Below are 24,968 nucleotides of genomic sequence, written 5' to 3' on the forward strand. Positions count from 1 at the left end.
CTGATTTAGGCAGTAAATAATCTGAGTGTAAAGGACGTGGCACGTTTATACAGTTTGAATTTCAGGAACACAATAAATCCTACTGAACCCAATTGAACCACAGGTGCAAAAAATCCTTGACCTGTATCGGTTCCGAATAGATTGACCCAAAAATTGGTATTGATTTCAGTATAAATGGCATTGATAAATACATTGACAAGAAAGAATGCTGGCACGAGCATATATACCGCTGCATATAGTTTAAAGAACGTATAAGCGAGCGAACGGAACTTTTCAAAAACTGCCAGGCTAATGACCAGAGGAAAGAAGGCTTGCATTATTCCTAAAAGGAAGAAGCGTTCTGCCAAGAATAACGGATAGATGAACAAATCCAATATCCAAAGTATGGTGCTCATTATGAAAGCCAATATCTTAAAACCGTACAATGGCGTGACCAATGCTTCGTATAAAAGCGTCATTGCCGAACTTGCGGCATCAAACAAACTTACGTCTTCCTCTAAAGGAATGTCTTGCATCTGTAAAGGCAATAATGCTGGTGCTGTCCCTCGATATTGCCCTTCAATAGCGACTAAGATGCCATCGAAAAAGCTTAAGACCTGTGTTGAGAAAATGACCAAAATGACGATAGCAAAATTTTTGGCCAATTCGCCAGGGCTCAATCCCCAAGTGTAGCCATCCTTATCTGCAATGCCTTCGTTATACTTTTTAAGGATGTTAACCAGAAAGAACAAGACAGCAAGCGTTTTCATTCCGGCAATGGTGTATTGCGAAAAGTCGCTGGCCTGTATAGTCTGGAAAACCGTGTCTATATATTCCAGTCCGATTCCTAAGAGAATGGTCGCAGTCATTTTTAATATTCCGTTTCTCTGTTATTGACTTTATCCTGCATTTTTCTGAAGGAAATAATGTCGCGATAGCGTTTGGTTTTTGTAGTGATGTTGGAAACCATCTGCTTTGATTCCAGCTCTTTTTGCTTTAAAATTTCAGCGCGCTCTGCATCACTCATTTTTAGGTAATCGCTTGAGAGAACTTCATCAATAAAATCCACCGTGTCCAATGAGTTTTGAACTATGGCATCAAAAGATTCCACAACCTTTGAAACTTCATCTGGCTTAATGTAAGGCGAGTTGAGAATATCCTGTACATCGTTTTGCATTACGTTGATAAGGCGTTGATTGTTCTGTCCAATTTCCTCAACTGCCCTCAGTTGCTGGACAACGCTTGATACTTTTTCTATTGCCTCTTTTGCATCTTTCAGGAATTTTACAGACTTAATCATCTGGGCTGTCTGCTTTCCAGATTCTATGAGTTGTTTTACCAAGCTGATAAAATTGGTATTATCATAAGTGGGCATTCCTTGGGCAGTCGCATTACCCGACATAAACAAAGTCAGGGCTACTGTCATTACTAAAATTTTGATTTTTGTCTTCATAATATTATGTTTTAGATGTGAATTGAATTATTGCTTTTTGCATATCGTGATACTTTTCATAGAGCTTCATAATTTCCTCATTTTCTTGCCCATCGGTCAAGTAAGCGGCATACACTTCCTTAGGAACTTCAAGCCGGAAGATGTTACTTTCCTTTCCAATCTTAATGAACATTTCGGTGTACTTGCGCGGACCGGAAAGGTTGTTTTTGATGGATTTTAATTGGTTTAAATCGTGGCTAGATAGGTTGAGCCTTTTGACCAGTTCGTCATAGCCTTTTTCATTGTTCAGACTATAAATGACCTGCGTATTTTCGAGAATACTTGCGGAAGTCGAATTGTTCGGCAGCTGGTTGATGGATTGCAGGATGATACCAATAGCACCGTTCTGTTTTCGGATAGCCTGATAATAGAATTCCACGCTTTCGAGTACATTGTCGAACTTCAGTTGCTTCGCAAACTCATCAAATAGAATAATGCCTTTTTCAGCTCTGTTTTTCCAAATAGTTCTTTGAATGGCGGACTTTATCAGTTTCAGCATCACCGACAGGATTTCCTTATTGTCCTTGACTTCATCCAGTTCAAAAACAATCAATCGCTTGTCCTCGATTTTATAGGTCTGGTCTTCGCTAACTTCAAAAAGGAAGCTATATAGACCATCGCCGACATATTCGGACATTACGTGCAAGAAGCTGGTAACGTTGAAGTAGTCGGGATGGATTTTAAGAGTGTCAAGTAGATTTTCTTGGCTCTTTTCTATAAAGCTGTAGAAACCATCTAATGAGTGATTTTCAGAAGTACTATAATAATAATGGCGCAGTATCTTTTTGACGGATACTGACTGTGCCTTGGTTACTTTTAAATCGGAAGCAAACAGTTCAAACAGGAAAACGGATAAGTCTTCCAATCGTTCGGGTGTGAGGTCATTTGTGTCACTTATGTAAAATGGATTGATGCCTAAGTTTTTTCCGCTTTCGTAGCGAAGTACCGTGTATTTTTCAGGATAGAGTTTGGCAAACTTGGTGTATGAGCCACCCAAATCAATGATGACCAAGCGAACACCACTTTCAAAATATTGGCGCAGAATATTATTTGCCAAAAAGGATTTACCTTCGCCTGTTGGCGCGAAAATAGCAAAGTTCCGTGCCTTGATGCGTTTCTTCTTTTCGTCCCAAACATCCTTTAATACGGGAATGTTATGCTCACGGTCATTAAAGATGATTCCGGTATTATCAGATTTATAGTTTGTATTGTTGATGAACAGGCAAAGTGCGTGCTTTAAATCCGTTACATACAGATCGTTGTTTGAAAAGTTGGATGAAAAGCAGCAGTAACTATTTAGAATATAGTTTTTACGTTCTTCGCCTCGTGGGTAATACGGGATGATATCCAATTCTTTGAATTCAGTTTTTATTTTGGAACCGATCTGGCTAAGGTTGACCGGGTTTTTATCCCAATAGACAATGTTCAGATGACCACGAATAATCCGCGCATTGTCATCCGCATTGATCTGGTCAAGGATGTGCTGGATTTTTCCTAATACCACTTTGTTTTGCGAACCAAAGTTGGAACTTTTGTTTAGTTCCTCGACTTTCTTATCGAGCAGCTTGCGCCACTTCTGTTTATCGTCCAGATAAAGAATTTGGTTGACAATGTGGTTTTCGTTAAGCGTAAGCCCTAAACCATCAATAAACCCTTGATGAAACACAAAATCGTCAGAAGTGAATTTCTCATTGGTCTTGCTACTTTGTACACTTTCGCCAAAGCACAGTTCGCTGTTGATGGCCAGGGCATCAAGATAGTTTTCGCCTATATTGACGTTTTTCTTTTCAAGTAAAATATCCGTATCAAAACCTTCATTGAAGCCATTAAAGTACCCATTGGTCAGTTGCTCAATCCCTTTCGCTTCAAGCGGAAAAAATTCCATTTTACGGCTATTGTTGATAAAGGAAACCGAATCACTTACCGAGCCGATAAAGCGTTGCACGGTATCATCAAGTTCCCGGATAATGCTCTTGGAAACCTTTCGGAAGGGGTTGACATATTTGGGACTGTTAAGTGCTTTGTTCTTGGTCAGGATAAAGAACAGGAAACAGCGGTGCTCCATATATTCACGCCCTTTAAAATGATCGTGGGTCGCTTTTTCCAAAAAGGTTTTATTGGGCAGTTGTTGCGAAGAATAGGATTTTTTCAAATAAATATCCTGCTTATGAACTACAGTTCCCACCGGCAACGACTTCAAAGCCTGAAACCAAGCCCCGTGCATATCCTCAAAATCCTTTTCGGACAAGGAATAGATTTCGGGCAAATTGCCTTCATAGCACAAGACCACATTGCCATTATTGGCAAAAATGATATTGTCCTGAATATCCGCTATGGGTCGGTATGCCGAAAGGTTAATCTTGTTCATAATCGATGCCGGAGTTTCTTTTGTTACTGATGATTTGTGGGAAGGCTTTTGCCATTTGGAAAAGCTGTGGATTGCCGGTTATCCGGGTCAAAGCGATATACAAGGCTGAATTGAGCAGCAATACGCCAATGATTATTCCGAAGCTGAACGAGAAGATGATGACCAGTAGCGAAGCGAGAATGGAAACCATCATTATGGCAAACAAGGATATGGGCAGTCCGAAAATGACCGCCCGCTTCCTGATGTTTTTATAGACCTCGAATTTCTTCATAAAGCTCTTCTATTAAAGCCCTCGATGAGGGTTCATTTATACTACGATTCCTATTAGGTAAGTAAAGATTCCAACTACAGCTCCCGCTATTAGCACAAATACGAGTACACGGGTAATTCCTTTTTTAAGGTCTGCATTTTCCCCAAAGAAATGTCCTGCGTTGAACAGGAAACCGATAAGGAAAATCACCCCGAGGATTATCGGAAAAATGGTTCTGATGGTGTTTGAAACATCGTCAACTGAATCTTCGATTCCGCCGATTTGTGCAAAAAGTGATGTTGAGAGCAACGAAAGAAAAGTTGCCAAGTAGATTGATTTTTTCATAATGGAACAGTTTAAATTTTTGATTCGTTTTCGTTAAGGGAAAAGTACATATATTTGTATTCAAATACTTGAAAATCAAATATTTGTGAATAAAATATTATTTGGTATTAATTGAATTCCGTTGCCATTATTTGACATCAAATTTTATGGATTTTGGAAGGTAGATTGTTGATAACCCGAAAAGTGAAAATGAAAAAAGTGCTCAAAAACGTCAGTTTTGTGATTTTGCTTCTAAAAATGTGTGTCATTTTTGGACAAGAAACGAGTGTTCAAAAACGAATAATAATTGACGTTGGACACGGAGGAAAAGATGCTGGTGCAATTGGTGTAAATGGAATCTAAGAAAAGGATGTGGTTTTGGATATTGCAAATGCCATTTTGAAGCTGAATAATGTATTGGAAGAGCCTTTGGATATTTATTTAACCAGGTATAGTGATACACTAATTTCTTTATCTGACAGAACTAAGCTGGCCAAAGCATTAAAAGCGGATTTATTTGTGTCCTTGCATTGCAATCATTCTGATAATCCGGATGCGAGAGGGATTGAGGTTTATGCTTTAAGAAAACAAGAAAAATTCTCGATGGAATTGGTATTTGCAGGCTATAAAATTGAAAGGGCACTTTGTGAAGTAATAGGTTATGAAAGTAGAGGTGTGAAGTTTGCCAACTTTCAAGTTCTGAGGGAAATGATTGGGTATTGCCCGGCCATACTTGTGGAAGCTGGATTTCTTACCAATGAAGATGAGGGAAATTATTTTTTGATACCTGAAAAAATTAAGGCAATGGCATTGGCTATTTTGATGGGAATAGATAACTATTTAAAAACCAAATTATGAAAGAGGCATTTTTAGAAGTGATAAAAAACATTCGGGAATTAGGCAAGCAATTTTTTATTGAGTTGTTTATAATATTCAAGTCTTGGCGGGCTTAATCTATTTCCTCTTATCCCCAGCCCCTTCATCAAAAGCAATCAAATTAAACAGTTCCCGCATCCGGCTACGGACACGGTTTCCATAGCGTTCTTCCAGTTCCTCGGCATTGAGGTTCGTAGTCGCGTGCGTCTTGATTTTATGTTTGGTCTGTAGGAAGAGCTCGTATCTGGATAACAGGACTTCACCCATCACATTCAGGTCCTTACCGTAGAACCTTCCGGAAGGTTCTACGCCCAGATCGTCAAAACAGAAAAACTTCGTGTTGCCATAGTCCTCGATGGTTTTAAAACCAAGATGATTAAAACTGAATGCAACATTCCGACAGGGAATCATTTCATACGGGCGTTGCAACGGTACTAAATGTCGTAAAAGTTTCATTAAACTGGTTTTACCGCACCCTACCGGGCCTGATAGTAAAATGCCTTTCTCAATATCGATGTCGAATTTTTGGCAGTTTTCCTTGTCCTTGATGAAGTAGGAACAGAGCTTTAGCAAAATATCCTTGTCCTCTTCATAAATTTTGAATTTCTTTCCAAAGAGGAGCTTTCCCTTGGCATTCAGATAAATTAGTATTCTCGGGAAATCGTAAAGCACGCATTTCCCGTCAAATTTGCCGAGCGAATATTCCACGCCGCCTTCGGTTATTTTAGAGGGGTTGTCCATAATCCTTGGTTTTAGTGGTTTTAAGGTTGTCCCGATTTTGGGACGCTCCCTTTTTGTTTGGTTTGTTTTCTTCGGTAAATAATTCGGTTCTATCCATCCAATTTTTGGCTAGAGCCCGCCAATCACGTATTATTTTTCCATCGCTTGTTTTCCAATTGTTGGCTTCATAGTGCGCAAAGAATTTTTTTCCTTCATCAGCATTAAAATTTTTTTCAACAAAAAAATCTAAAACGGCCTGCCTGCCCTTTGGTTGTTTATTAATGTTTACTTGTTTGGTATTGTTTATATTAGATACCAATGCTTGTCCACTCAAGGGACGGTGCGGGTACACAGCTTGTCCGTTGGTGGGATGGTGTTGGTACACTACTGGTTCACGTATGGGATGGTACCGTTCCGCAAGCTGTTCCAATTCGGGATTGTACCGTCCCATATCCGGTTCATCACTTGTCCCGATAATGGACATCTTGATTTTGCTACCTTTGTAAGGATTGTTCGATGGAAAATAAGATAGATAGTTCCACGAGTGCAGGTCGGTAACACAGCGATGATAGGTCGATTTAGAACCTATTTTAGCCACGCGCATCAACTCTCGAGGGTTCACAAAAAACTCATCGGCAAAACGGCTGCTGTTCCACTCTTGGAACAGCGCCATATACAGGCTGATATGGGTCGGGTTCAAGCGGTCATCGAAAAAGAATTTTTCAAAAGCCGCGTTGAGTAGCTTTATATAATTCATCGCTTAAGAATTTAATCCGTGCTGCACACGGTTTGCAGACATTACATTCTGGATTTCTTCGGCATCGTAATAGATGATACCGCCCACTTTCGTGTATGGCAATGTGCCATTGACACGAAGATTTTGAAGTGTTCCCGGACTGACCTGAAGCAGTTCCATTACATCGGAAGATTTCAGGTACTTTTTAAGTTTACCGGTTGCTTGTCGGGATAGGAGCTTTTTAATGTCATCGAGCAATTCCATTTTGAATTCCCGAAGATCGTCTGTGGTAATGATACTTGTTGGCATAATAGAACGGTTTTAAATGAAAAGGGCTACCGCCTCAGTCTAAACTAATTTGATAGCCCCTCGCAGGATTTGACTTTCGTTCTACAAATTTGGGATAGTTTAATGGGTTTTATTCCCAAGTTATACCCAAGTTGGGTGTTTTTATTTTCTCATTTTCAATGAGTTAAAATGGTTTTATTTGTTTGTTGTTCATTGGAAGGTCAACACTAAACAGCCATAAAAAAAATTAATTTTATTTTTTCCCAAGTCGTACCCAACTTGGGAGAAAATTTAACATTTTCAGGGTTGAATAAATTAACCGTCGGTTTCTTCCATCCTTTGTAAAAGCGCAGATTTTAGCCTATCGATAAATTTGGTCAGGTCTATCTTCCTTTCCCTGATTTCTAAAAAAGTCCTGTACACGTTACCAAGATTTAGGTCAAAAATACTTTCGCAAGCCGAAGCCATTTCTTTAATCCCTGCCGTTCCGCTTTTTATGGCTCCAGAGGCCTGCAAGGCATATATCAATTCGATCAAGTCTGTTTTTGAAGCAGTCCAGCTTAGCCGGTCCCCGTTTGCCAAGGTGTTTAATTTCCTTGGTTTTCCATAAGATAGATTCCTTAAATCTTCCAATTCCTGAATGTAGTGGTTGACCAAAAGATCATACGCCATAATTTTAGCTTGTAGAAAATTCAGCATCGGTGTAAAAGTGAGATGTATCTGAAACCAAGCTGATTTTATCCTTTCCCCTCAAAAAATAAAATTCATCGAGAACCGTAGATTGCTCCCTATAATACTTTATGAAATCTATATTACGCCGGTTACTTTCTTGAAGTTTTTTTATTTCTGCGTCTATAAATTCCTGTTGGGATTTTATTGTTCCCGCAGGCCTATTTATCAAGAAATTATAGAGTTTAGCATAAAATTTTAACCGACTGTATATGTAAGGTTTATGTTCTTTAAAGAATGTTATTTCGTCCTGTTGATTACTGAACTCATTTTGCCTTACACATATTCTTAATTTCTGTAAATACTGCCTGGAAATGGAAATTCCTTGCTCAACGTTGTTAAAATCGTTAAGATTGGATTCTACAACCCCCTTCATATCCTCTTTGTAATCATCTAATATTTTATGTATTAATTTAAGCAAAACATATATGGGGCTTTAGAATTCGGTTAATTATCAGTAAGTGATCTTTGGGTATTTTCGTTGGTAGGTTTGTAAAAGCTTTTATAAAAATACAGTAATCCAATAGCGGTCAGTATGATGATGCCGGCAATAATAAATGGGTAATAAAACCCACCTGCAATAAGCCAAGTCCCTATGACCGGCCCTAAAATCTGTCCCACACTATTTGCCGATGTTTGGATAGAAATATTGCTGCCCGCATTTTCTTTTGAAAGTAAGGAAACGGCCGAAAGTAGGTTCGGGGTTACCAGAGCACCTCCTGTGGCAAATGTGATGATTAACACATAGACATAAAATTCGTTGTTGAAAAAAGGGAATGCGATCATTGAAATTCCCGAAATCAATAATCCAGCTCCGATTTGTTGCTTTGCCGTTATCAATTTTTTACCGTAGGTCGCAAATACAGGTTGTAATACCGCCATTACAACCCCACAGAGCATAAAACCAATGCCTATTTGAATACTGGTAAATGACAACTCGTCTTTTCCATAAATTGAAAAAACCGTTTCAAAGAGGGTGACTACAAACTGCATTACAAAAGAAAGCAGTAAAAGGACGATAAAGAACCTACTAAAACTAAAATTTAATTTTTGTTTTCCTGAAGCAAAATTGATTACTGGTGCTGTATTTTTAAGCCATTTAATAAGTATCATCATTACAATAAAGCCCAAAAGAGCTATCAGAAGAAATGGGATTGAAAAGCGATCCAGATGTAATATCCCTAATGAATATTTAAAATGTAGGTTGGTTTGGGATAGGAAGCTGCCTAAAACGGGTCCAAAAATAACCCCGGAACTTATAGCCACACCAGACCAAGCCATAATCTTGGTCCTATGCTTTCTAGAAGTGATATCACTAAGGTATGCATTACTGACAGGAATAACAGCCGATGTGAATATACCTCCAAGGATACGCGCTATATAGAGCATTGTAAGAGATGTTGCCAGTCCAGTAAGCAGTTGCATTACTATAAATCCAATTAATCCGACAATGATTATGGGTTTACGTCCATATTTATCGGATAACCTACCCCAGAGTATAGCGAAAAGAAGCTGAAAGAGCGGATAAATACTGGTCAATAAACCAATATGAAAGTTAATCGAATCAGTATCCAGGTTATCTCCTAAAGCAAGCCTTTCGGTATAGTATGGAAGGATTGGTAATAAAATGCCATACCCAAGCATTACCATAAATAAACTCAGCAGGATCAAAATAATCCTGCCGAGCTTTCTTTTTTTGCTCATTATTTCTTTCCAATTTTCTTTTTCAATAATTGAGCATTAATGGCCACAATAATTGTACTCAAACTCATAAGTACGGCTCCAACGGCTGGGCCTAAAACAAAACCGGTAGAATAAAGCACCCCAGCAGCTAACGGAATGGCAATAACGTTGTAGCCCGTCGCCCAAACAAGATTCTGGATCATTTTATTGTAGGTAGCCTTGCCAAACAGAATCAAGTTAGCAATATCTTGTGGATTGCTATTTACCAAAATAATATCGGCGGTTTCGGCGGCTACGTCCGTGCCAGAACCTACCGCAATACCCACATTCGCCTGGGCCAAAGCTGGGGCATCGTTCACTCCGTCGCCGGTCATTGCCACAAACTCTCCTTTACTTTCCAACTCTTTTACTATTTCCACTTTTTGATGTGGCAAAACTTCGGCGTAGTATCCATCCAATCCGAGTTTATCACTAACAGCTTTGGCAGTTCTTTCATTATCACCAGTAGCCATTAAAACTTTAATATTATTCTTTTTAAAGACCTTTATAGCTTCGGCAGATTCTGGTCTGATCTCATCGGCAAGCGCAATATATCCAGCCAATTCTCCATCAATCAGGACAAAAACAACAGTTTCTGCGGCATCGCTATAAGCATCCTCGGGAATAATTATTTTTTCATCTCTTAAATAGCCCGGACTTACAACTTTTATTTGTTTCCCCTCTACGTTGGCTTCAACCCCTTTACCGGTAATTGCGTTGAAGTTTTCTGGATTTGGAATAGCAACTTCATCTTCTTTTACTTTTTTAATTATTCCAACCGCAATAGGGTGTTCAGAACTCTGTTCCAATGCACTTGAAAGCCTCAAAATTTCTTTAGGTGGATATTTCTGATTGACCGACTCAACCCTTGTTACACCAAAATCACCTTTGGTCAATGTTCCAGTCTTGTCGAATAATAATGCCGTTATTTTTCGGGATTCTTCAAAAGCTGTTCTATTTCTAATCAATAATCCATTCTGTGCAGAAACCGCAGTAGAAATAGCGACCACTAATGGAATGGCAAGACCTAAAGCGTGCGGACACGCAATAATCATTACCGTTACCATACGCTCCAAAGCATACACAAAAGGGAAGCCTAAAATTAGCCAAACCGCCAATGTGCCAAATCCAATACCTAATGCGATATAGGTAAGCCATTTTGCAGCTCTATCCGAGAGGTTTTGCATTTTTGATTTGGACTTTTGTGCTTCTTCAACCATTGTGATCACCTTGTTGAGATAACTGTCCTTTCCTGTATGCTCAACCTTTACCTTTATGCTGCCATTACCGTTTACCGAACCTCCAATAACCTTATCATCTATTTCTTTCTTAACTGGTTTGGACTCCCCAGTAAGCATAGATTCATTCAGGTAGCTGGTGCCTTCTGTTATAATACCATCAGCAGGCACCTTTTCACCTGGTTTTACTAATATGACATCATCTTTTAACAAATCTTCCAACGGAATATCTTCTATGGTATCACCCTTTACCCTATGGGCTTCTGCGGGCATCATACTTACCAAAAGCTGTAAGGCCTTTGATGCTCCCAAGACGCTTTTCATCTCTATCCAATGTCCTACCAACATAATAGCGATAAGGGTAGCCAGTTCCCAGAAAAAATCAACTCCTTCTAAGCCGAACACGGTTGCCGAACTATAAACGTAAGCCACGGTAATGGCCATAGAAATAAGGGTCATCATCCCTGGTGCACCTTTTTTAACTTCGGACCAAAATCCGGTAATAAATGGCCAGCCGCCATAGAAATACACTACAGAAGAAAGGCCAAATAATATATATTGGTTTCCGGGAAGCAGGAACTCATACCCAATAAACCCTTGGATCATCGGGGAGATGATGAGGATGGGAATGGTCAAGATTAAGGTTACCCAAAACCGTTTCCTGAAATCGGCAATCATCATTTTATGATGGTCGTGGCCCATTTGACCGTGACCCGGATTGTGACCCGAATGGTCCCCACCTTTGTGGTTCATTTTAGAATGGTCTTCTTTTTTGTGTTTCATCTTCGAATGGTCCATTTTAGAATGGTCCATTTCATCGTGATTGTGGTGTTCGTGATTTTCCATTATTGTCTTGTTTAAGTGTTATCGTAATTTTTTTCTCATAGCTTCCGAAATGTTTTCGGCATAGACGCCATAGGCATCTACCAAAAGTCCTTTAATCCCATTTTTTGATGAAATAGCATAAAGCACACTATTATCGTCGGTACTGCTCATACCCTCAAAACGATGCATCTCGTCAACATTAAAATCTTCTGGGTGTATTTCAATTTTTAGTGAGGCACACTCCAAACATTCTGGTTTTAGGTTAAAATCATATGTATAGCCATTTCCCTGTAAATCGTTTATGGCTTCTGAAAGTGTATCGTAATTTTTCATCTGTCTTTATTTATAGTTTATTGTAAAATAGCTGTTATCTGCTTCTGAAAATTTCTGAAAAGTCAATAATCCTTTTTCATTTAATTTTTCAATAACAGTATAATTGAATTGCTTGATGCGAATACCCCAGGCATAGGCCTTAATATTTATTTTTGATTTAATAGTGTTTTTGCCAGCTTCTAATTTTCGATCGTAAATTTTTATGATGCTTTTTGAACCAAAAAAAGCCAGCAGTCCTGAATCAAAAGTCATTTCCAATTCTATATCTTCAAGGTTGTCCAAATCGTAGAGATCTTTAAAATTTTCGGATGTGGTATTGATTTCGGTTTCCTTTGATTTTGGGTTGGAAAATGGAAATGCCATTACCATTACACTGGCTTCGTTTGGTTTACAGCGATAGGTCGTTGTATATTTATCGGTAGATTTTTTGTCTTTGTCAAATAATTCTGTGATTACCTCAATTTTAAAATATCCATTTTCCTTTATCATTTTACCGGCTTCAAAAGTCTGTTTGTTGAGAAAAGTATCTTCTTTATCAAAATTTTCGCGAACCACAAATCTGCCTGAAATCTGCCCAATAAGCATTTCAGTCTGGCCATTCATTGTGATGCTGAATAAGATGAAGAATAATATGAAGCTGTTCTTTTTCATATATGGTGCATTAATTTTTTTACCTCTTTTGCCATAATATCACTTAAATCTATTCCCTTTGAAGAGTGTGGGATGGTATTGCAAGTCACTATTTTTTCTACTCCAGAATCCAATAAATCTTGATAGGCATTTCCTGAAAAAACAGCGTGAATGCCTACACAAATAGGTGGTTTCATTCCTGCTTTTTTAAGATGTTGTACGGTTTCAATCATTGTTCGGGCTGTGGAAATAATGTCATCTACTAAAATAGGTGTAGCATCTTTATATATATCCACATCGGGAACAGAGACTTCTACATCACGGTCACCGTGACGCACCTTTTGTAGTACCGTAAATGGTGCTCCTGCATTTTTGGCGACTTCGGAAACCCATTGTTCACTTTCCGAATCAGGCCCAATAAGTACCGGGTTTTCAATGTTTTCTTTTATCCATTCTGAAATGGCATCGGCAGCGTGAATCACTTTATTTGGAATTTGATACACTTCTCCCAACGAACTAATTCTGTGCAAGTGAGGGTCAACCGTGGTAATGCTATCGGCAAAACCTGATATCAATTTTCCGAAGAAACCAGAAGTCACTCCTTCACCTTCATTAAATACTTTGTCCTGCCGCATATACGCCAAATAGGGTGCTACCAAACAGGTACACATTGCCCCCAATGATTTGGCTGTGTGACTTAAAAAATAAAGCGGCAACAGTTTTTCATCCGGTTCGTGTAAGGTGCATACCAGTACCACACATTTACCTTTAACATCAGATAATATACGTGTGTACGATTCCCCATCAGGAAAATTACGCAAAGTGGCTTTGCCCACTTCAGCATCCATTTTTGTAGCCATAAGTTCTGTGAGTTCTTCATTTCCGGGAAGACTGAATAATATTGTTTTCATAGTTTTTTAAATTATAGTTAGGATGTCGTTATGGTTGTTTTTATATTCCAAGGCATAGTTAAGTTCACCTTTGGATTCAGCATATATGGTATAAAGCAATTGGTTCTCCTCAATGGGTTCTCCCAAATGGACATTTAGAAGAATCCCTGCCGATTTAGATTGTGGTGCCCCAGAAAGCTTAGCTAGTTTTGCAATTTTTCGGTTATCAATTCGTTGCAAAACACCTGACTTTTCAGCTTTAATTTCAATTTTATAAGGTGCTAAAACTGGTTTTGAAAATTGACCTTGCGCCTTACAAATAGCTATGAATTTTTCATATGCTTTTCCAGATTTGAGAATTTCACGTGCGGTTTCCAGTCCCTTTCCTTTTTCTACTTTTCCAGAAAGTTCTATCAGTTCAGTAGCTAAAAGCAATGCTCTTTCTATTAAGTCTTTAGGTGCATCTTCCTCATTTTTCAAAACTTTTAATATATCTATGGCTTCTAATGTTGGACCGATACCCCTTCCAACAGGCTGCGTGCCATCCGTAACTACAACTTTCACATTCAACCCAACAGCAGTTCCAACAGTTTCCATATGATTTTTTAGTTTTTCTGCCATTTCGGTACTGCGAACCTTGGCGGTTTCTCCCACGGGAATATCTATGACCACGTGCGTAGAACCAGCTGCTGCCTTTTTAGAGAGTACTGAAGCAATGAGCTGACCTTCGCTATCGATATCCAAAGCTTTTTCAATTTTAATGAGCACATCATCGGCAGGACTTAACTGCGCCGTGCCTCCCCAAACAAAACATCCGCCTTCTTTTTCTACTACGGTCTTTATTTCCTCGGAAGAGAGCGTAACATTGGTTAGTACTTCCATTGTATCTGCTGTGCCTGCTGGCGAAGTGATTGCCCGTGAGGATGTTTTTGGCATAGTAAGACCATACGCGGCAACAATGGCAACGACCAATGGTGTTGTCCTATTGCCAGGCAATCCGCCAATACAATGTTTGTCGACCACGATATCCTTGTTCCAGTTCAGTTGCTTTCCGGAAGTAATCATTGCTTTCGTTAGGTCGGATATTTCGTCAATATCCATTCGGTCGCCAGCACAGGCAGTAATAAATGCCGAAAGATGGATGTTGGAATAATCGCCTTCAACGATATCGGTTATGATTTCATTAAATGCTGAATAATCCAGTTTTTGATTATAAATTTTCGCCCTGACGTGGCTTAAGGATTCTATAGGTTCTAAATGGGAAACATATAATGTATCGTTTGGGGAAACATTCAGTTTTTTCGCAGCAGCATCTGATAGTCCGATTTCATTGGGCAACAGGATATCAGAATTCAAAACATTAAGACTTGCCACGATTGATGTACTTGCGTTGGATATTCTTATTCGGGTAAGTGCCTCAAACCCTTCTGAAATACAAACGTGGCAATCTTCGCGCATATACACTACATTCTCGTTTTGGGTATAGATGCCGAGGTGTTTGTATTTTAATATGTTTGAGTGTGTGTCCATATTTTTTTGATTGTTGTGATTTATTCTATTTCTTCGATGGTGTATAATTGCGGAATTTCAGCATCCCACCCATAAGTTTCCTTGATGCCTTTTTGCAATGCTTCTGCACTCTCTTTTTCACCGTGTACAATGAAAATACGTTCGGGTTTGTTTTTTACCTTATCCATCCAGTCCATAAGTTCTGCGTGGTCTGCGTGTGCTGAGAGCCCTTCAATTTCTACAACTTCCATATCAAAGGGCACCCATTTTCCATACACTTTAAGTTCTTTATCGCCTTCCAATAATTTTCTGCCTCGCGTACCTTCAGCTTGATAACCCACAAAAAGCAAGGTGTTGTTGGGGTTTTGTGCTTGGGTTTCAAGGTAGTTTAGCATTCTTCCTCCTGTTAGCATTCCACTTCCTGCGATTACTATTTTAGGTTTGTTATCGGTTCGTAACTCCATTGTTTCCCGATAACTGCTTACGATCGTAAAGTGCGAACACATTTCATCACATTCGTTATCTTCCAACCTGTGCCAATCCCTTGTGCGATGAAACAATTCTAATACACTTGCTCCCATTGGGCTGTCCATTATCATTTGTATTTTTGGGATTTTCTTCTCTTTCAATAATTTCCAAAAAATCAGCATCATCAGCTGGGCACGTTCTACTGAAAAACTTGGAACAAATAAGCTGCCACCTCGATTGATAGTGTCATTAACCAATTTTTCTATCTGTGGAAGTGCTTCTACTTCATCAGGATGAAATCTTCCTCCGTAGGTGGATTCAATAAATAATACATCTGCCTTTTTTGGCTTTAATGGCGGAAACAGTAATAAATCGTTTGTTCTGCCTATATCGCCAGAAAACACAAAACGTTTCCTGTGTACATCCAACTCAATGTAAGTTGCTCCCAGAATGTGTCCATTATATTGAAATCGAGCCGTTATGCCATTAAACAATGGAATCCATTGTGATTGCGGAATTCCTTTAAAATGAGGGATAGTTTTTTCTACATCCTTTAGGTCGTACAATGGTTCAGCAGGATTATGTTTGGAATAGCCTTCTTTATTGGCACGTTCTGCTTCTTGTTCCTGAATTTTTGCACTATCATTCAAAATGATTTTTGCAATGTCCAAAGTAGGATTGGTGCCGTATATTGGTCCATTGAACCCCTTCTTGACCAATCTTGGTAAATACCCTGTGTGGTCTAAATGGCCGTGGGTAAGAAGCACCGTATCAATTTCTGAAACTTCCACGGGTGGATACTCCCAGTTTTTAAGGCGCAATTCTTTTAACCCTTGAAAAAGTCCGCAGTCTATGAGTATCTTTTTATCTCCTGTGTCCACTAAATATTTTGAGCCGGTTACCGTACCTGCTGCACCTAAAAAGTGAATATTTATTTTATTGTTATCCATCTTTATAGTATTTATTTAGAGTCCACCACAGCAAGAAGGTGTATTTCCTTTATCTTGTTTTGATTTGCTCAATTCCACTATTTCTTTATATAGATTACGAGAATCCTCTTTAATAAAAAGAGCCAATTTCTTTACTGATTTAGGTTCAAAGTGAACCATTTCCAATAATATCTCAAGGGCTTCTTCAAGTAGTTTAGAGTCATCTTCCAATGCTTGGTAAAATGGCTCTAAATCTATACTGTCCTTTTCTTTCAGTTCATCTGTTTTCATTTGTTCTATTTTTAAATTAAAAATGTATGTAGTGCTTTATTGAATTCTACATAGTTCTCTTGAATCTTCGAGAATCTTTTTGTGCCTTGACTTTGGCACTCCTACTTGTTCTAAAACTTTTGGGTTTTCGTGAAGCTCTTTGCAGAGCACAAGACCTCTATCCAATAATTTCGTTTTTTCGGCCTTAGTAAGCGTTGTTATTGCTGTTAATGGATGTAGCCCCGACTTATCTATTCTGTCTTTTAACCCGTTATCCATTGGGTAATCCCAACTTGTCAATAATAGCCCAACGCATTTACCATATTGTACCGCATCACTTGTAAATCGTGTATTGGTATAGACGCCTCCTTTGTGAAGTTTAGTTTCGTGACCTTTTTGGCGTTCCCAATTTTTTTCTACATCTAAAAATCTTGAATTGATGTATAATGGAATCTTCACGTTGCAAACTCGTCCTTGATCGCTATGGTATTTGCATTCAATCATATAATGATTATTGTCTTTTTGCGCTATCACATCTATTTCGTGCTGCACACAATTGCCCTGCACAATCACACCAACTTGTGTTGAAAACCCTTCGTGCGTTAATAGTTTGCCTACGAATCTTTCAAATGGAAAACCGGTTGGACCCAGTTCCATCAAAGCTTTTTTGAGCTTGTACTTTGAAGCACTTACCCTGGATTTAGCCTTTAGCATTTTAAAGGCCATTTGATAGATCCTTTTGGTGGTCATTCCTTCTTCAATCTGCTCTTGCACCTTCCGGGCTATATCCTGAATGATATCCTCATCTGCCCGTGAACGCCGCAGGGAATTGATGAGTTTGTTTATATCAAAAGCTTCGTACTCACCGGAATATTTTTTTATCAGAACTGATTTATTCATCCTTACACTTTAATAGTCATTACTGGTAATTCGGAATGATTGGTTACACCCTCGGCGATACTCTTAGAGAACAGGCTTAAAAAACCTGTACGGCCGTGGGTACACATTGCAATCAAATCTGCATCTCTATACTTTAAAAAATTATTTATACCTGTTTCTACGTCAGGTTCGTTATATACATTCATTGAATACTTTTCTAAATGGGGGAATTTTTTCAGGAATTCCTTAATGGGATTTAACCCCTGCTCAATACTATTAAAATCAGTCTCAGTATTGATCCTCAATAAATGGATATGTGCACCGCATTTTTCAGCAATCGAAATAACCTGCTTAAAGCTTTCACTCACATCTTCCGAAAAATCTGAAACAAAAACGACATCTTTAAAAGGAAAGGATATTTCTTCGTTCTTGACCACAATTACCGGTACATCTGCTTTTCTCACAATCTTCTCAACGTTGCTTCCCAATAATTCACGAACGCTGCCGCGGGTACCACTGCTTCCAGTAACTATAAAATCGTGATGGAAATGGCCGGAATGTCTTAGAATGTTGGCCTGACCGCCATCAAATTCCAGAAAGGTCCTGCATTCAAGGTTTTGTTGTTCTGCTTTTTTCTCCAATTCTCTCAGGTTAGCTTTTGCACTGCCTATTTGTTTTACTGTTTCCGGATACTGCTTTTCCTTTTGTTTATCTAACTTTACCCATTCCACGGGAGTTTTTATCAAATGAAAAAAATGGATTTCGGAATTATAAAGCTTCGCCATTTTAATTCCGAGTTCTGCTGCCTTGTTGCAGTTTTCTGAAAAGTCTGTAGGTACGAGTATGTTTTTCATAGTTTATTGATTTTTTTAGTTTGTATTTTATTGTGCGGTATAACCGCCGTCGATTACCAATTCAGAACCTGTCATAAATTTAGATTCATCCGAAGCCAGATACACCACTCCATAACCTATATCATCTGGCTCTCCCATATGTCCAACAGGGTGCAAACTTTCCAATTGCTTTTTTCCTTCTTCTAAATTACCTTGGGCTTTAAGGAAATTTTCTACCATTGGTGTCCATATATAAGCTGGATGAATGGAATTGACACGGATGCCATAACCTTCTTTTGCGCAATGAAGTGCAGCGGATTTGGTAAACAAGGTCACACCGCCCTTGCTCGCATTATAGGCCGGTAGATTGGGGTCGCCAACAAGGCCTTCTATGGAAGAAAAGTTAATGATTGAACCACCTTCCCCGGTCTCCTTCATAGCTTTGATCCCATATTGGGTGCCGAGAAAACTGCCATCTAGGTTGATATTTAGAAGATTTTTCCAATCTGCAAGGGTGACCTCTTCCACAGTTCCTCCAACTCCTATACCGGCTGAATTTGCCAGAATATGGAGTTTCCCAAATGTTTTGAGTGTAGTATCCATAACCATTTCCCACTGATCTTCTTCCGACACGTCCTGTTTTATGAATATGGCTTCACCACCGTCGTCCTTGATTTGTTGAACTACTACATTTCCGTTTTCTTCGTCCAAATCTGTTATCACTATTTTTGCTCCTTCACGTGCTAACAAAATAGCACTTGATTTTCCGAGGCCAGAGGCACCTCCCGTGACAATGGCTATTTTATTTTTTACTCGATCCATAATTTTAAGATTTAAGTGTTTATAAGAGTTTTGTTTTTTACTTACCAAATAATTCTAAAAGTTTCTGTAATTCATCATTTACTTGATGTTGCTTAACTACCTCTTCAAAAGGTGTTAGGTATAATTCATTATTTAACAATCCGACCATTTTGTTTTTATTTCCGTTTAATAGTTGCTCTACTGCTGCTACTCCAAACCTAATACCAAGCATTCTATCTAAAGCAGACGGATTACCACCACGTTGAACGTGTCCTAATCTAGTAATGCGTAAATCGACACTTGAATTGACTTCATTAATTTTAGATGCGAGAAGTTCAGCACCTATTTCATCCCCTTCTGAGACCACGATAAGAAAAGCATCTTCGCTATCGTAACTTTTAACCTTATTCAAAAGATAAATAAAGTCCCTGCCGCTTTCGGGAATTAAAATAGCATCAGCACCAACGACCAATCCTGAATGAATAGCGATGTAGCCGGAATCCCTCCCCATCAATTCTATAACGAACACCCGATTATGCGATTCGGCGGTATCTCGTATCTTATCTATATTTTCAATAGCGGTATTTACTGCGGAATCAAAACCAAGGGTATAATCAGTCCCAGAAATATCGTTATCTATTGTTCCAGGAATACCTATAAATGGGATGTCACATATTTCTGAAAAAGCCAATAGCCCCCTAAAAGTACCATCGCCACCTATGGCGATCAAAGCATCTATATTATTTATTTTTAAGGTTTGTAGTGCCTTTTTTCTGCCTTCCAGTTCCATAAAACGTTTGCTCCGGGCAGTTTTAAGGATGGTGCCGCCTTTGTGTACCAATTTCTGTAATTGATGTGTTTCTAAGGACATAAAATCACCATCAATCAATCCTTCGTAACCTTTTCTAATTCCGGTAGCTTTTATGCCATTTGCTTCTGCTGCTTTTGCAATTGCGTATAATACAGCATTCATTCCCGGGCTATCGCCTCCAGATGTAAATACTCCAATATGTTTTATGGATTGATTCATTTTTATATTTCTATGTGCAATAGTTTACGCTATTGTAATTTCATCATTCAGATATACTTTCTGAACGGATTGTAATATTTCCACTCCTTCGCCAAAAGGCTTTTGAAATGCTTTTCTTCCCATTATCAATCCAGAGCCACCAGCTCTTTTATTGATTACCGCAGTAGCTATAGCATCAACTAAATCTGACTTTCCTTTAGAACCACCGCCAGAATTTATCAGCCCTATTTTACCCATATAACAATTTGCTACCTGTAATCGACAAAGGTCAATGGGATGGTCTGTCGTCAACGTTTTATACATTTCATCATCATATTTTCCAAATCCTATTTCTTTAAACCCGAAATTATTGGTTGGCAATTTTTGTTTAATGACATCTGCCTGAATGGTTACCCCTATATGGTTGGCCTGCCCGGTTAAATCGGCAGCGGCGTGGTAATCTTTATCTTTGGTTTTAAAAGCTTCATTGCGGGTATAACACCATAGTATAGTAGCCATTCCAAGATTATGCGCTTCGGAAAAAGCTTCGGCTATTTCCTTTAATTGCCGGTCACTTTCTTCGGAACCAAAATAGATGGTAGCACCCACGGCAATTGCTCCCATATCCCACGCAGATTTTACTTTTCCAAATAGCGTTTGGTCGTATTTGTTGGGATAAGTGAGCAACTCGTTGTGGTTGATCTTTACGATAAAGGGGATTTTATGGGCGTATTTTCGGGCATTCAATCCCAAAACCCCAAAGGTAGAAGCCACACCATTACAGCCGGCTTCCATCGCCAGTTTTATAATATTCTCTGGGTCAAAATAATCAGGATTTTTATAGAATGAAAAAGCTGCGCTATGCTCAATGCCTTGGTCTACAGGAAGGATGCTCAGGTAGCCTGTGCCACCAAGATTTCCGTGATTATACAATTGTGAAAGACTTCGCAGTACCTGTGGATTTCTGTTGCTTTGGGTAAACACCTTATCCAGGCTTGCTTTACTAGGGGTTTGCAGTTCATCCTTGGTTATTTTTTCACAAACGTGTTCTAAATAGAAGTCTGCTTTTTCTCCTAAAAGTTCTATTATGTTTTTGTTTGTTTTCATCTCGATAGTGTTTAATGAATTCCTAAACTTTCATTTGTTTTGGCGATGGATTTTGCTCCATCTGTTTCAATTCCAGTTAATGCTCTAATAGCATCAATCGTTTCAGGGATGACAATGGCTTGGTTATCGACCACGTAGGCATAAAAAAGTTCATCGCCCTGTACCTTCAGCATATCTTCCCAAAGGGCTACTTCGTACATATCGCCCCAAGGTCTTCCCATATCCAAGAACATTTCCTTAATGGTATTGTTTGAAACCAGACCTTGATCATATTGAATTAGCTTGATACGACTAGAGGTTTTAAAAGCATCAAGCACTTCTTCTTTTGAGGCTTGTTTTTTTAACTTCACGTTCCAATAATGCATATGGCTTAATGTTTCCGGTACTTTTACCGCGGAAGTAATAACATTCAAATCAGGATCTACGCTTTTAGCGTCAGGACCTTGATGGCTTGGGATATCTCTTTCGGGAACCATTGTGTTCATTATACCACCTAGATGACTTTCCCAAGGATCTGTAGCTCTTCTTAAAAGTGTACCTCGGGCATAATCCAATAAATCGACTCTTTTTAAAGCGGTCAATGTTCTTAAAATAGAAGTGGTATTGCAGGAAACAACTCTTGTAGCGTTTATGTTGAGAGCAGACTCATAATTATTTTCTGCACTAAAGGAATGGCCTGTTGTTTCGTGTTTTTCGCCACCGTGTAGAATAAATTTGATGTTCTGCTTCTTATAGACTGCTACATTTTTTGCTGCAATTTTTTTAGGGGTACAATCCACAACGAGGTCAGACTTCTTTAAAAGTTCCTGCATATCGCCTTTTACTGAAATATCTTCGGATTTCATTTCGTATTCGGCTTCTTGAGTTGCTGCATAAATTTCGTATTCCTTTCTTACCGCATTTTGAATACGCCAATTGCTAATGATGTCGCACACTCCCGAAAGCTTCATATCGTTTTGTAAGTTGATGGCATCTGCCACCCTTTTTCCAATGACTCCGTATCCTATAACTGCTATATTTTTCATATAATTTGATTTTTATTAATTATGTTTTATTGTTTGTAGTTTCCATTCCCATATGCATATTTCCTTCATCGTCTGTATGTGAAATCATAAAAAGGCGTTCCGCAACAATGATTAGAACAATCCCAATTGCTGCAACGATAAGCACCAATGGATCATTCAGATATTTTATATAAAGAAAGGCCGTGAGTACTGCGACATCCAGTATAATGGCGACCAAGGGGATAATTGGTTTAAAATCAACTTCTTTTTTAAGGTGCCTTACAAGCCCCCAATGAATAGCAATATCCATAATGAGGTAGAAAATAGCGCCGATAGAAGCGATTCTTGTTAAATCAAATAGGACAGTTAGTAAAATAGCGAGTGAAACCGTGAATATGAGCGCAGGATTTTTAAAGTTCCCCATCCTTTTTAAAGACGGTACCTGTTTCATATTGCTGAGCATCGCTAACAAGCGTGATGATGAGAAAACACTAGCAATGACCCCAGATACTGTGGCAATTATGGCAATGCCAATGGTAATCCAGGATCCCCATTCGCCAAAAATAGGTCTTGCTGCAGCCGCAAGGGCATAATCTTTTGCCGCAATAACCTCAGGGATGCTTAAACCTCCGGCCACGGCCAAAGCCAGTGCTACGTAGATAAGTGTACAAATAAGAATAGAAATAATAATGGACCGTCCCAGATTCTTATGCGGGTTTTTAATATCCCCGCCTTGATTGGTAATAGTAGTAAAACCCTTATAAGCAAGTATAGACAAGGCCAAAGCAGCCACAAAGGCGAATCCTTGCGGTAATGTTTCGGTATTTTGAGGGATATAGTTTCCGGTAATATCTGAAAAACCTGAAACTATAAGTCCGGCAATAGCCAATAATGCAATTCCCACAACCTTAATTATCGCCGTGAAGGTTGCAGTTGCACCTATAACTTTGTTGCCCAAAACATTCACTATATAAGCCGTCACTAGCAATACTATACCCAGTATTGACGCATAACCGGCAAAATCTTCGGGGAACAACCGAAGGGTATAAGCTCCAAAGGTACCTGCAACAAGGCTTTCTGAAATTACCATAGAAACATACATCAGTAAAGAAAAAACACCAGTTGTGGTTCCCGGGCCATAAGACTTATCCAGAAACTTGACTACACCTCCAGAGGATGGAAAAGCGTTTGAAAACTTTACATAAGAGTACGAACTAAAACCCACCACAATGGCTCCCGCTATAAATGCTATGGGGAATAAATCACCTACCAGTTCGGCTATCTGTCCCATAAGGACAAATATACCTGCACCGATCATCACACCGGTGCCGAGGGATATAGATCCAATTAAAGATAGTTTTTGAATATTTGTTGTATTAACTTTCATATTGGCCTGATTCTTTTGTTTGGGATGACGTGGGTTTAAAATTTCTAATAATCAGGCGGTTGCTCTTTTCATAGGTGAAATAGCTTACCGCCCAATTAAAGCCAACCATCAATTTATTTCTAAACCCACTTATGGACATAAGGTGTACGATAGACCATAGCAACCAGGCGAAATAGCCAGCAAACTTCATTTTCCCCAAGTCGGCTACTGCTTTACGTTTTCCTACGGTTGCCAAAGAACCCTTATCTTTATATTCGAAAGGTTTTGGGGACTCGTTCTTAATGATTTTTAATAGTGAATTACCCAACCATTTACCTTGCTGAATAGCTGTCTGGGCTACTTGTGGATGCCCTTTCGGTGTTTTTTTTGAAATTACAGCTGCAATGTCGCCAATGGCAAATATATTTTTGGAACCTTCAACCATTAGAAATGAACCAGTTTTTATACGGTTGTCTTTGACCACGTGTTTTTTATCAATGCCTTTTGGAAATTGTCCTTTTACTCCAGCCGTCCAGATTAGATTCTTGGCTAAAATGGTCTTGCCACTTTTGGTAGTGACTTCATTGCCATCATAATTGCTTACAGCTTCATTTAATAATACCTTTACATTCAAATCTTCTAAATATTTGAGGGTTTTCGATGATGCCTTGTCTGACATCGTGCTTAACAAATCATCAATGGCTTCTATTAAATAAATATTCATAATGGAAGAAGGGTACTCAGGGTAATCCTTCGGTAGGATGTATTTACAGAATTCAGCCAATGCTCCGGCCATCTCCACACCAGCAGGACCACCACCTACAATTACAAAATTTGTTAAGGCATCCCGCTCATCATCATCACAGGTAATGGCAGCCTGTTCCAAATTTTGCAACATCATATGGCGAATGTTCAGGGAATCGCGAATATCCTTCATCCCCAAACTATTTTTGGCCACAGAATCCATCCCAAAGAAATTGGTGGTTGTACCAGTAGCCAACACCAAATAATCATAAGAAACACTTCCTTTATTGGTCATTATAGTATTTGAATCAGCTTGAATTTCCTCAACTTCAGCCAAACGAAAGAAAACATTTTTATAGCCATTGATTTGTTTTCTGAATGGAAATACAATACTATCTGGCTCCAAGGCACTCGTTGCCACTTGATACAATAAAGGCTGAAACTGATGGAAGTTATTTTTATCGAGCAAAACCACTTGAACCTCTTGGTGTTTCAGTTTCTCAACCAATGCCAAACCTGCAAACCCACCACCAATGATAACTATACGCGGTAAGTCGGAATCTGGAAGGCAGATTTCATCTGTTATCTTGCAAGCAGTTTCTGTTATTTTATTATTTGAGTGGTTGACATTCATATTTAATTTTTATAT

General features: G+C 38.9%; 24 protein-coding genes and 2 pseudogenes. 1 reads left to right on the plus strand and 25 read right to left on the minus strand.

All coding sequences use genetic code 11. The features are described 5' to 3' along the window. Positions 1–5: 5 nt before the first annotated feature. Genes RM553_RS03570 through RM553_RS03590 form a run of 5 tightly spaced genes read right to left on the minus strand, consistent with a single transcriptional unit; the run spans position 6 to position 4,434 of the window. Positions 6–848 (minus strand): hypothetical protein, encoded by an 843-nt coding sequence (locus RM553_RS03570; protein ID WP_150543768.1) that lies wholly within the window; start codon positions 846–848, stop codon positions 6–8. 2 nt (positions 849–850) lie between these two features. Next, complete coding sequence (locus RM553_RS03575; protein WP_236979798.1) at positions 851–1,432, minus strand: hypothetical protein; 582 nt, start codon at positions 1,430–1,432, stop codon at positions 851–853. A 4-nt stretch (positions 1,433–1,436) separates the two neighbouring features. Then, positions 1,437–3,839 carry a TraG family conjugative transposon ATPase gene (locus RM553_RS03580; RefSeq protein WP_236979801.1) on the minus strand — a complete coding sequence of 801 codons (2,403 nt, stop codon included), beginning with the start codon at positions 3,837–3,839 and terminating at the stop codon, positions 1,437–1,439. Continuing rightward, entirely contained in the window at positions 3,826–4,110 is a 285-nt protein-coding gene (locus tag RM553_RS03585; RefSeq protein ID WP_150543765.1) for a hypothetical protein, read from the minus strand. Before RM553_RS03585 ends, RM553_RS03580 begins: the two co-directional genes overlap by 14 nt. 36 nt (positions 4,111–4,146) lie before the next feature. Then, complete coding sequence (locus tag RM553_RS03590) at positions 4,147–4,434, minus strand: hypothetical protein (RefSeq protein WP_031428457.1); 288 nt, start codon at positions 4,432–4,434, stop codon at positions 4,147–4,149. Between the two features lie 189 nt (positions 4,435–4,623). Between RM553_RS03590 and RM553_RS03600 the strand changes: the two are divergent. Next, positions 4,624–5,271 (plus strand): annotated as a pseudogene (locus RM553_RS03600) (N-acetylmuramoyl-L-alanine amidase family protein). A gap of 96 nt (positions 5,272–5,367) precedes the next feature. Here the strand turns inward: RM553_RS03600 and RM553_RS03605 are convergent. From RM553_RS03605 to RM553_RS03705, 20 genes and pseudogenes are all read right to left on the minus strand, one after another. Beyond that, positions 5,368–6,030: a P-loop NTPase family protein gene (locus tag RM553_RS03605; RefSeq protein ID WP_236979807.1), complete on the minus strand. Its 663-nt coding sequence runs from the start codon at positions 6,028–6,030 to the stop codon at positions 5,368–5,370. Continuing rightward, positions 6,014–6,766: a hypothetical protein gene (locus tag RM553_RS03610; RefSeq protein WP_311533596.1), complete on the minus strand. Its 753-nt coding sequence runs from the start codon at positions 6,764–6,766 to the stop codon at positions 6,014–6,016. The genes RM553_RS03605 and RM553_RS03610 overlap by 17 nt, the downstream gene beginning before the upstream one ends. A 3-nt stretch (positions 6,767–6,769) precedes the next feature. Next, positions 6,770–7,054, minus strand: a complete 285-nt coding sequence (locus RM553_RS03615; RefSeq protein ID WP_121344430.1) for a helix-turn-helix domain-containing protein — start codon at positions 7,052–7,054, stop codon at positions 6,770–6,772. 294 nt (positions 7,055–7,348) lie between these two features. Then, positions 7,349–8,138 (minus strand): annotated as a pseudogene (locus tag RM553_RS19695) (RteC domain-containing protein). Between the two features lie 71 nt (positions 8,139–8,209). Next, positions 8,210–9,466 (minus strand): MFS transporter, encoded by a 1,257-nt coding sequence (locus RM553_RS03630; RefSeq protein ID WP_236979809.1) that lies wholly within the window; start codon positions 9,464–9,466, stop codon positions 8,210–8,212. Further along, positions 9,466–11,568, minus strand: coding sequence for a copper-translocating P-type ATPase (locus RM553_RS03635; RefSeq protein WP_311533599.1), 2,103 nt, complete (start codon positions 11,566–11,568; stop codon positions 9,466–9,468). The genes RM553_RS03630 and RM553_RS03635 overlap by 1 nt, the downstream gene beginning before the upstream one ends. 18 nt (positions 11,569–11,586) lie before the next feature. Then, positions 11,587–11,880 carry a hypothetical protein gene (locus RM553_RS03640; protein WP_008616393.1) on the minus strand — a complete coding sequence of 98 codons (294 nt, stop codon included), beginning with the start codon at positions 11,878–11,880 and terminating at the stop codon, positions 11,587–11,589. 6 nt (positions 11,881–11,886) lie between these two features. Beyond that, complete coding sequence (locus RM553_RS03645; protein WP_311533600.1) at positions 11,887–12,531, minus strand: hypothetical protein; 645 nt, start codon at positions 12,529–12,531, stop codon at positions 11,887–11,889. After that, positions 12,528–13,421, minus strand: a complete 894-nt coding sequence (locus RM553_RS03650; protein WP_311533601.1) for a ribose-phosphate pyrophosphokinase — start codon at positions 13,419–13,421, stop codon at positions 12,528–12,530. Before RM553_RS03650 ends, RM553_RS03645 begins: the two co-directional genes overlap by 4 nt. 6 nt (positions 13,422–13,427) lie before the next feature. Next, the gene (locus tag RM553_RS03655) at positions 13,428–14,930 is read right to left on the minus strand and encodes a thymidine phosphorylase family protein (protein WP_311533602.1); all 1,503 of its coding nucleotides are present in this window, start codon (positions 14,928–14,930) and stop codon (positions 13,428–13,430) included. 20 nt (positions 14,931–14,950) lie between these two features. After that, complete coding sequence (locus RM553_RS03660) at positions 14,951–16,327, minus strand: MBL fold metallo-hydrolase RNA specificity domain-containing protein (RefSeq protein WP_311533603.1); 1,377 nt, start codon at positions 16,325–16,327, stop codon at positions 14,951–14,953. A 15-nt stretch (positions 16,328–16,342) separates the two neighbouring features. After that, a complete protein-coding gene (locus RM553_RS03665; RefSeq protein WP_008616402.1) occupies positions 16,343–16,597 on the minus strand; it encodes a hypothetical protein in 255 nt (84 codons plus the stop codon). A gap of 36 nt (positions 16,598–16,633) precedes the next feature. Beyond that, positions 16,634–17,476 carry a restriction endonuclease gene (locus tag RM553_RS03670; protein ID WP_236979820.1) on the minus strand — a complete coding sequence of 281 codons (843 nt, stop codon included), beginning with the start codon at positions 17,474–17,476 and terminating at the stop codon, positions 16,634–16,636. 2 nt (positions 17,477–17,478) lie between these two features. Further along, the gene (locus RM553_RS03675; protein WP_311533604.1) at positions 17,479–18,309 is read right to left on the minus strand and encodes a universal stress protein; all 831 of its coding nucleotides are present in this window, start codon (positions 18,307–18,309) and stop codon (positions 17,479–17,481) included. A 27-nt stretch (positions 18,310–18,336) separates the two neighbouring features. Continuing rightward, a complete protein-coding gene (locus RM553_RS03680) occupies positions 18,337–19,110 on the minus strand; it encodes an SDR family oxidoreductase (protein WP_236979824.1) in 774 nt (257 codons plus the stop codon). Between the two features lie 37 nt (positions 19,111–19,147). Further along, positions 19,148–20,119 (minus strand): ATP-dependent 6-phosphofructokinase, encoded by a 972-nt coding sequence (locus tag RM553_RS03685; RefSeq protein WP_236979825.1) that lies wholly within the window; start codon positions 20,117–20,119, stop codon positions 19,148–19,150. A gap of 24 nt (positions 20,120–20,143) precedes the next feature. Further along, positions 20,144–21,205, minus strand: coding sequence for a class I fructose-bisphosphate aldolase (locus RM553_RS03690; RefSeq protein WP_236979826.1), 1,062 nt, complete (start codon positions 21,203–21,205; stop codon positions 20,144–20,146). An 11-nt stretch (positions 21,206–21,216) separates the two neighbouring features. Beyond that, positions 21,217–22,230: a type II glyceraldehyde-3-phosphate dehydrogenase gene (locus RM553_RS03695; protein ID WP_236979827.1), complete on the minus strand. Its 1,014-nt coding sequence runs from the start codon at positions 22,228–22,230 to the stop codon at positions 21,217–21,219. 19 nt (positions 22,231–22,249) lie between these two features. Beyond that, positions 22,250–23,596, minus strand: a complete 1,347-nt coding sequence (locus RM553_RS03700; RefSeq protein WP_236979828.1) for an APC family permease — start codon at positions 23,594–23,596, stop codon at positions 22,250–22,252. Further along, positions 23,586–24,953, minus strand: coding sequence for an NAD(P)/FAD-dependent oxidoreductase (locus RM553_RS03705; protein WP_311533605.1), 1,368 nt, complete (start codon positions 24,951–24,953; stop codon positions 23,586–23,588). Before RM553_RS03705 ends, RM553_RS03700 begins: the two co-directional genes overlap by 11 nt. Positions 24,954–24,968: the final 15 nt, after the last annotated feature.

This window comes from Autumnicola tepida (genome assembly GCF_031846485.1).
Taxonomy (GTDB): domain Bacteria; phylum Bacteroidota; class Bacteroidia; order Flavobacteriales; family Flavobacteriaceae; genus Autumnicola; species Autumnicola tepida.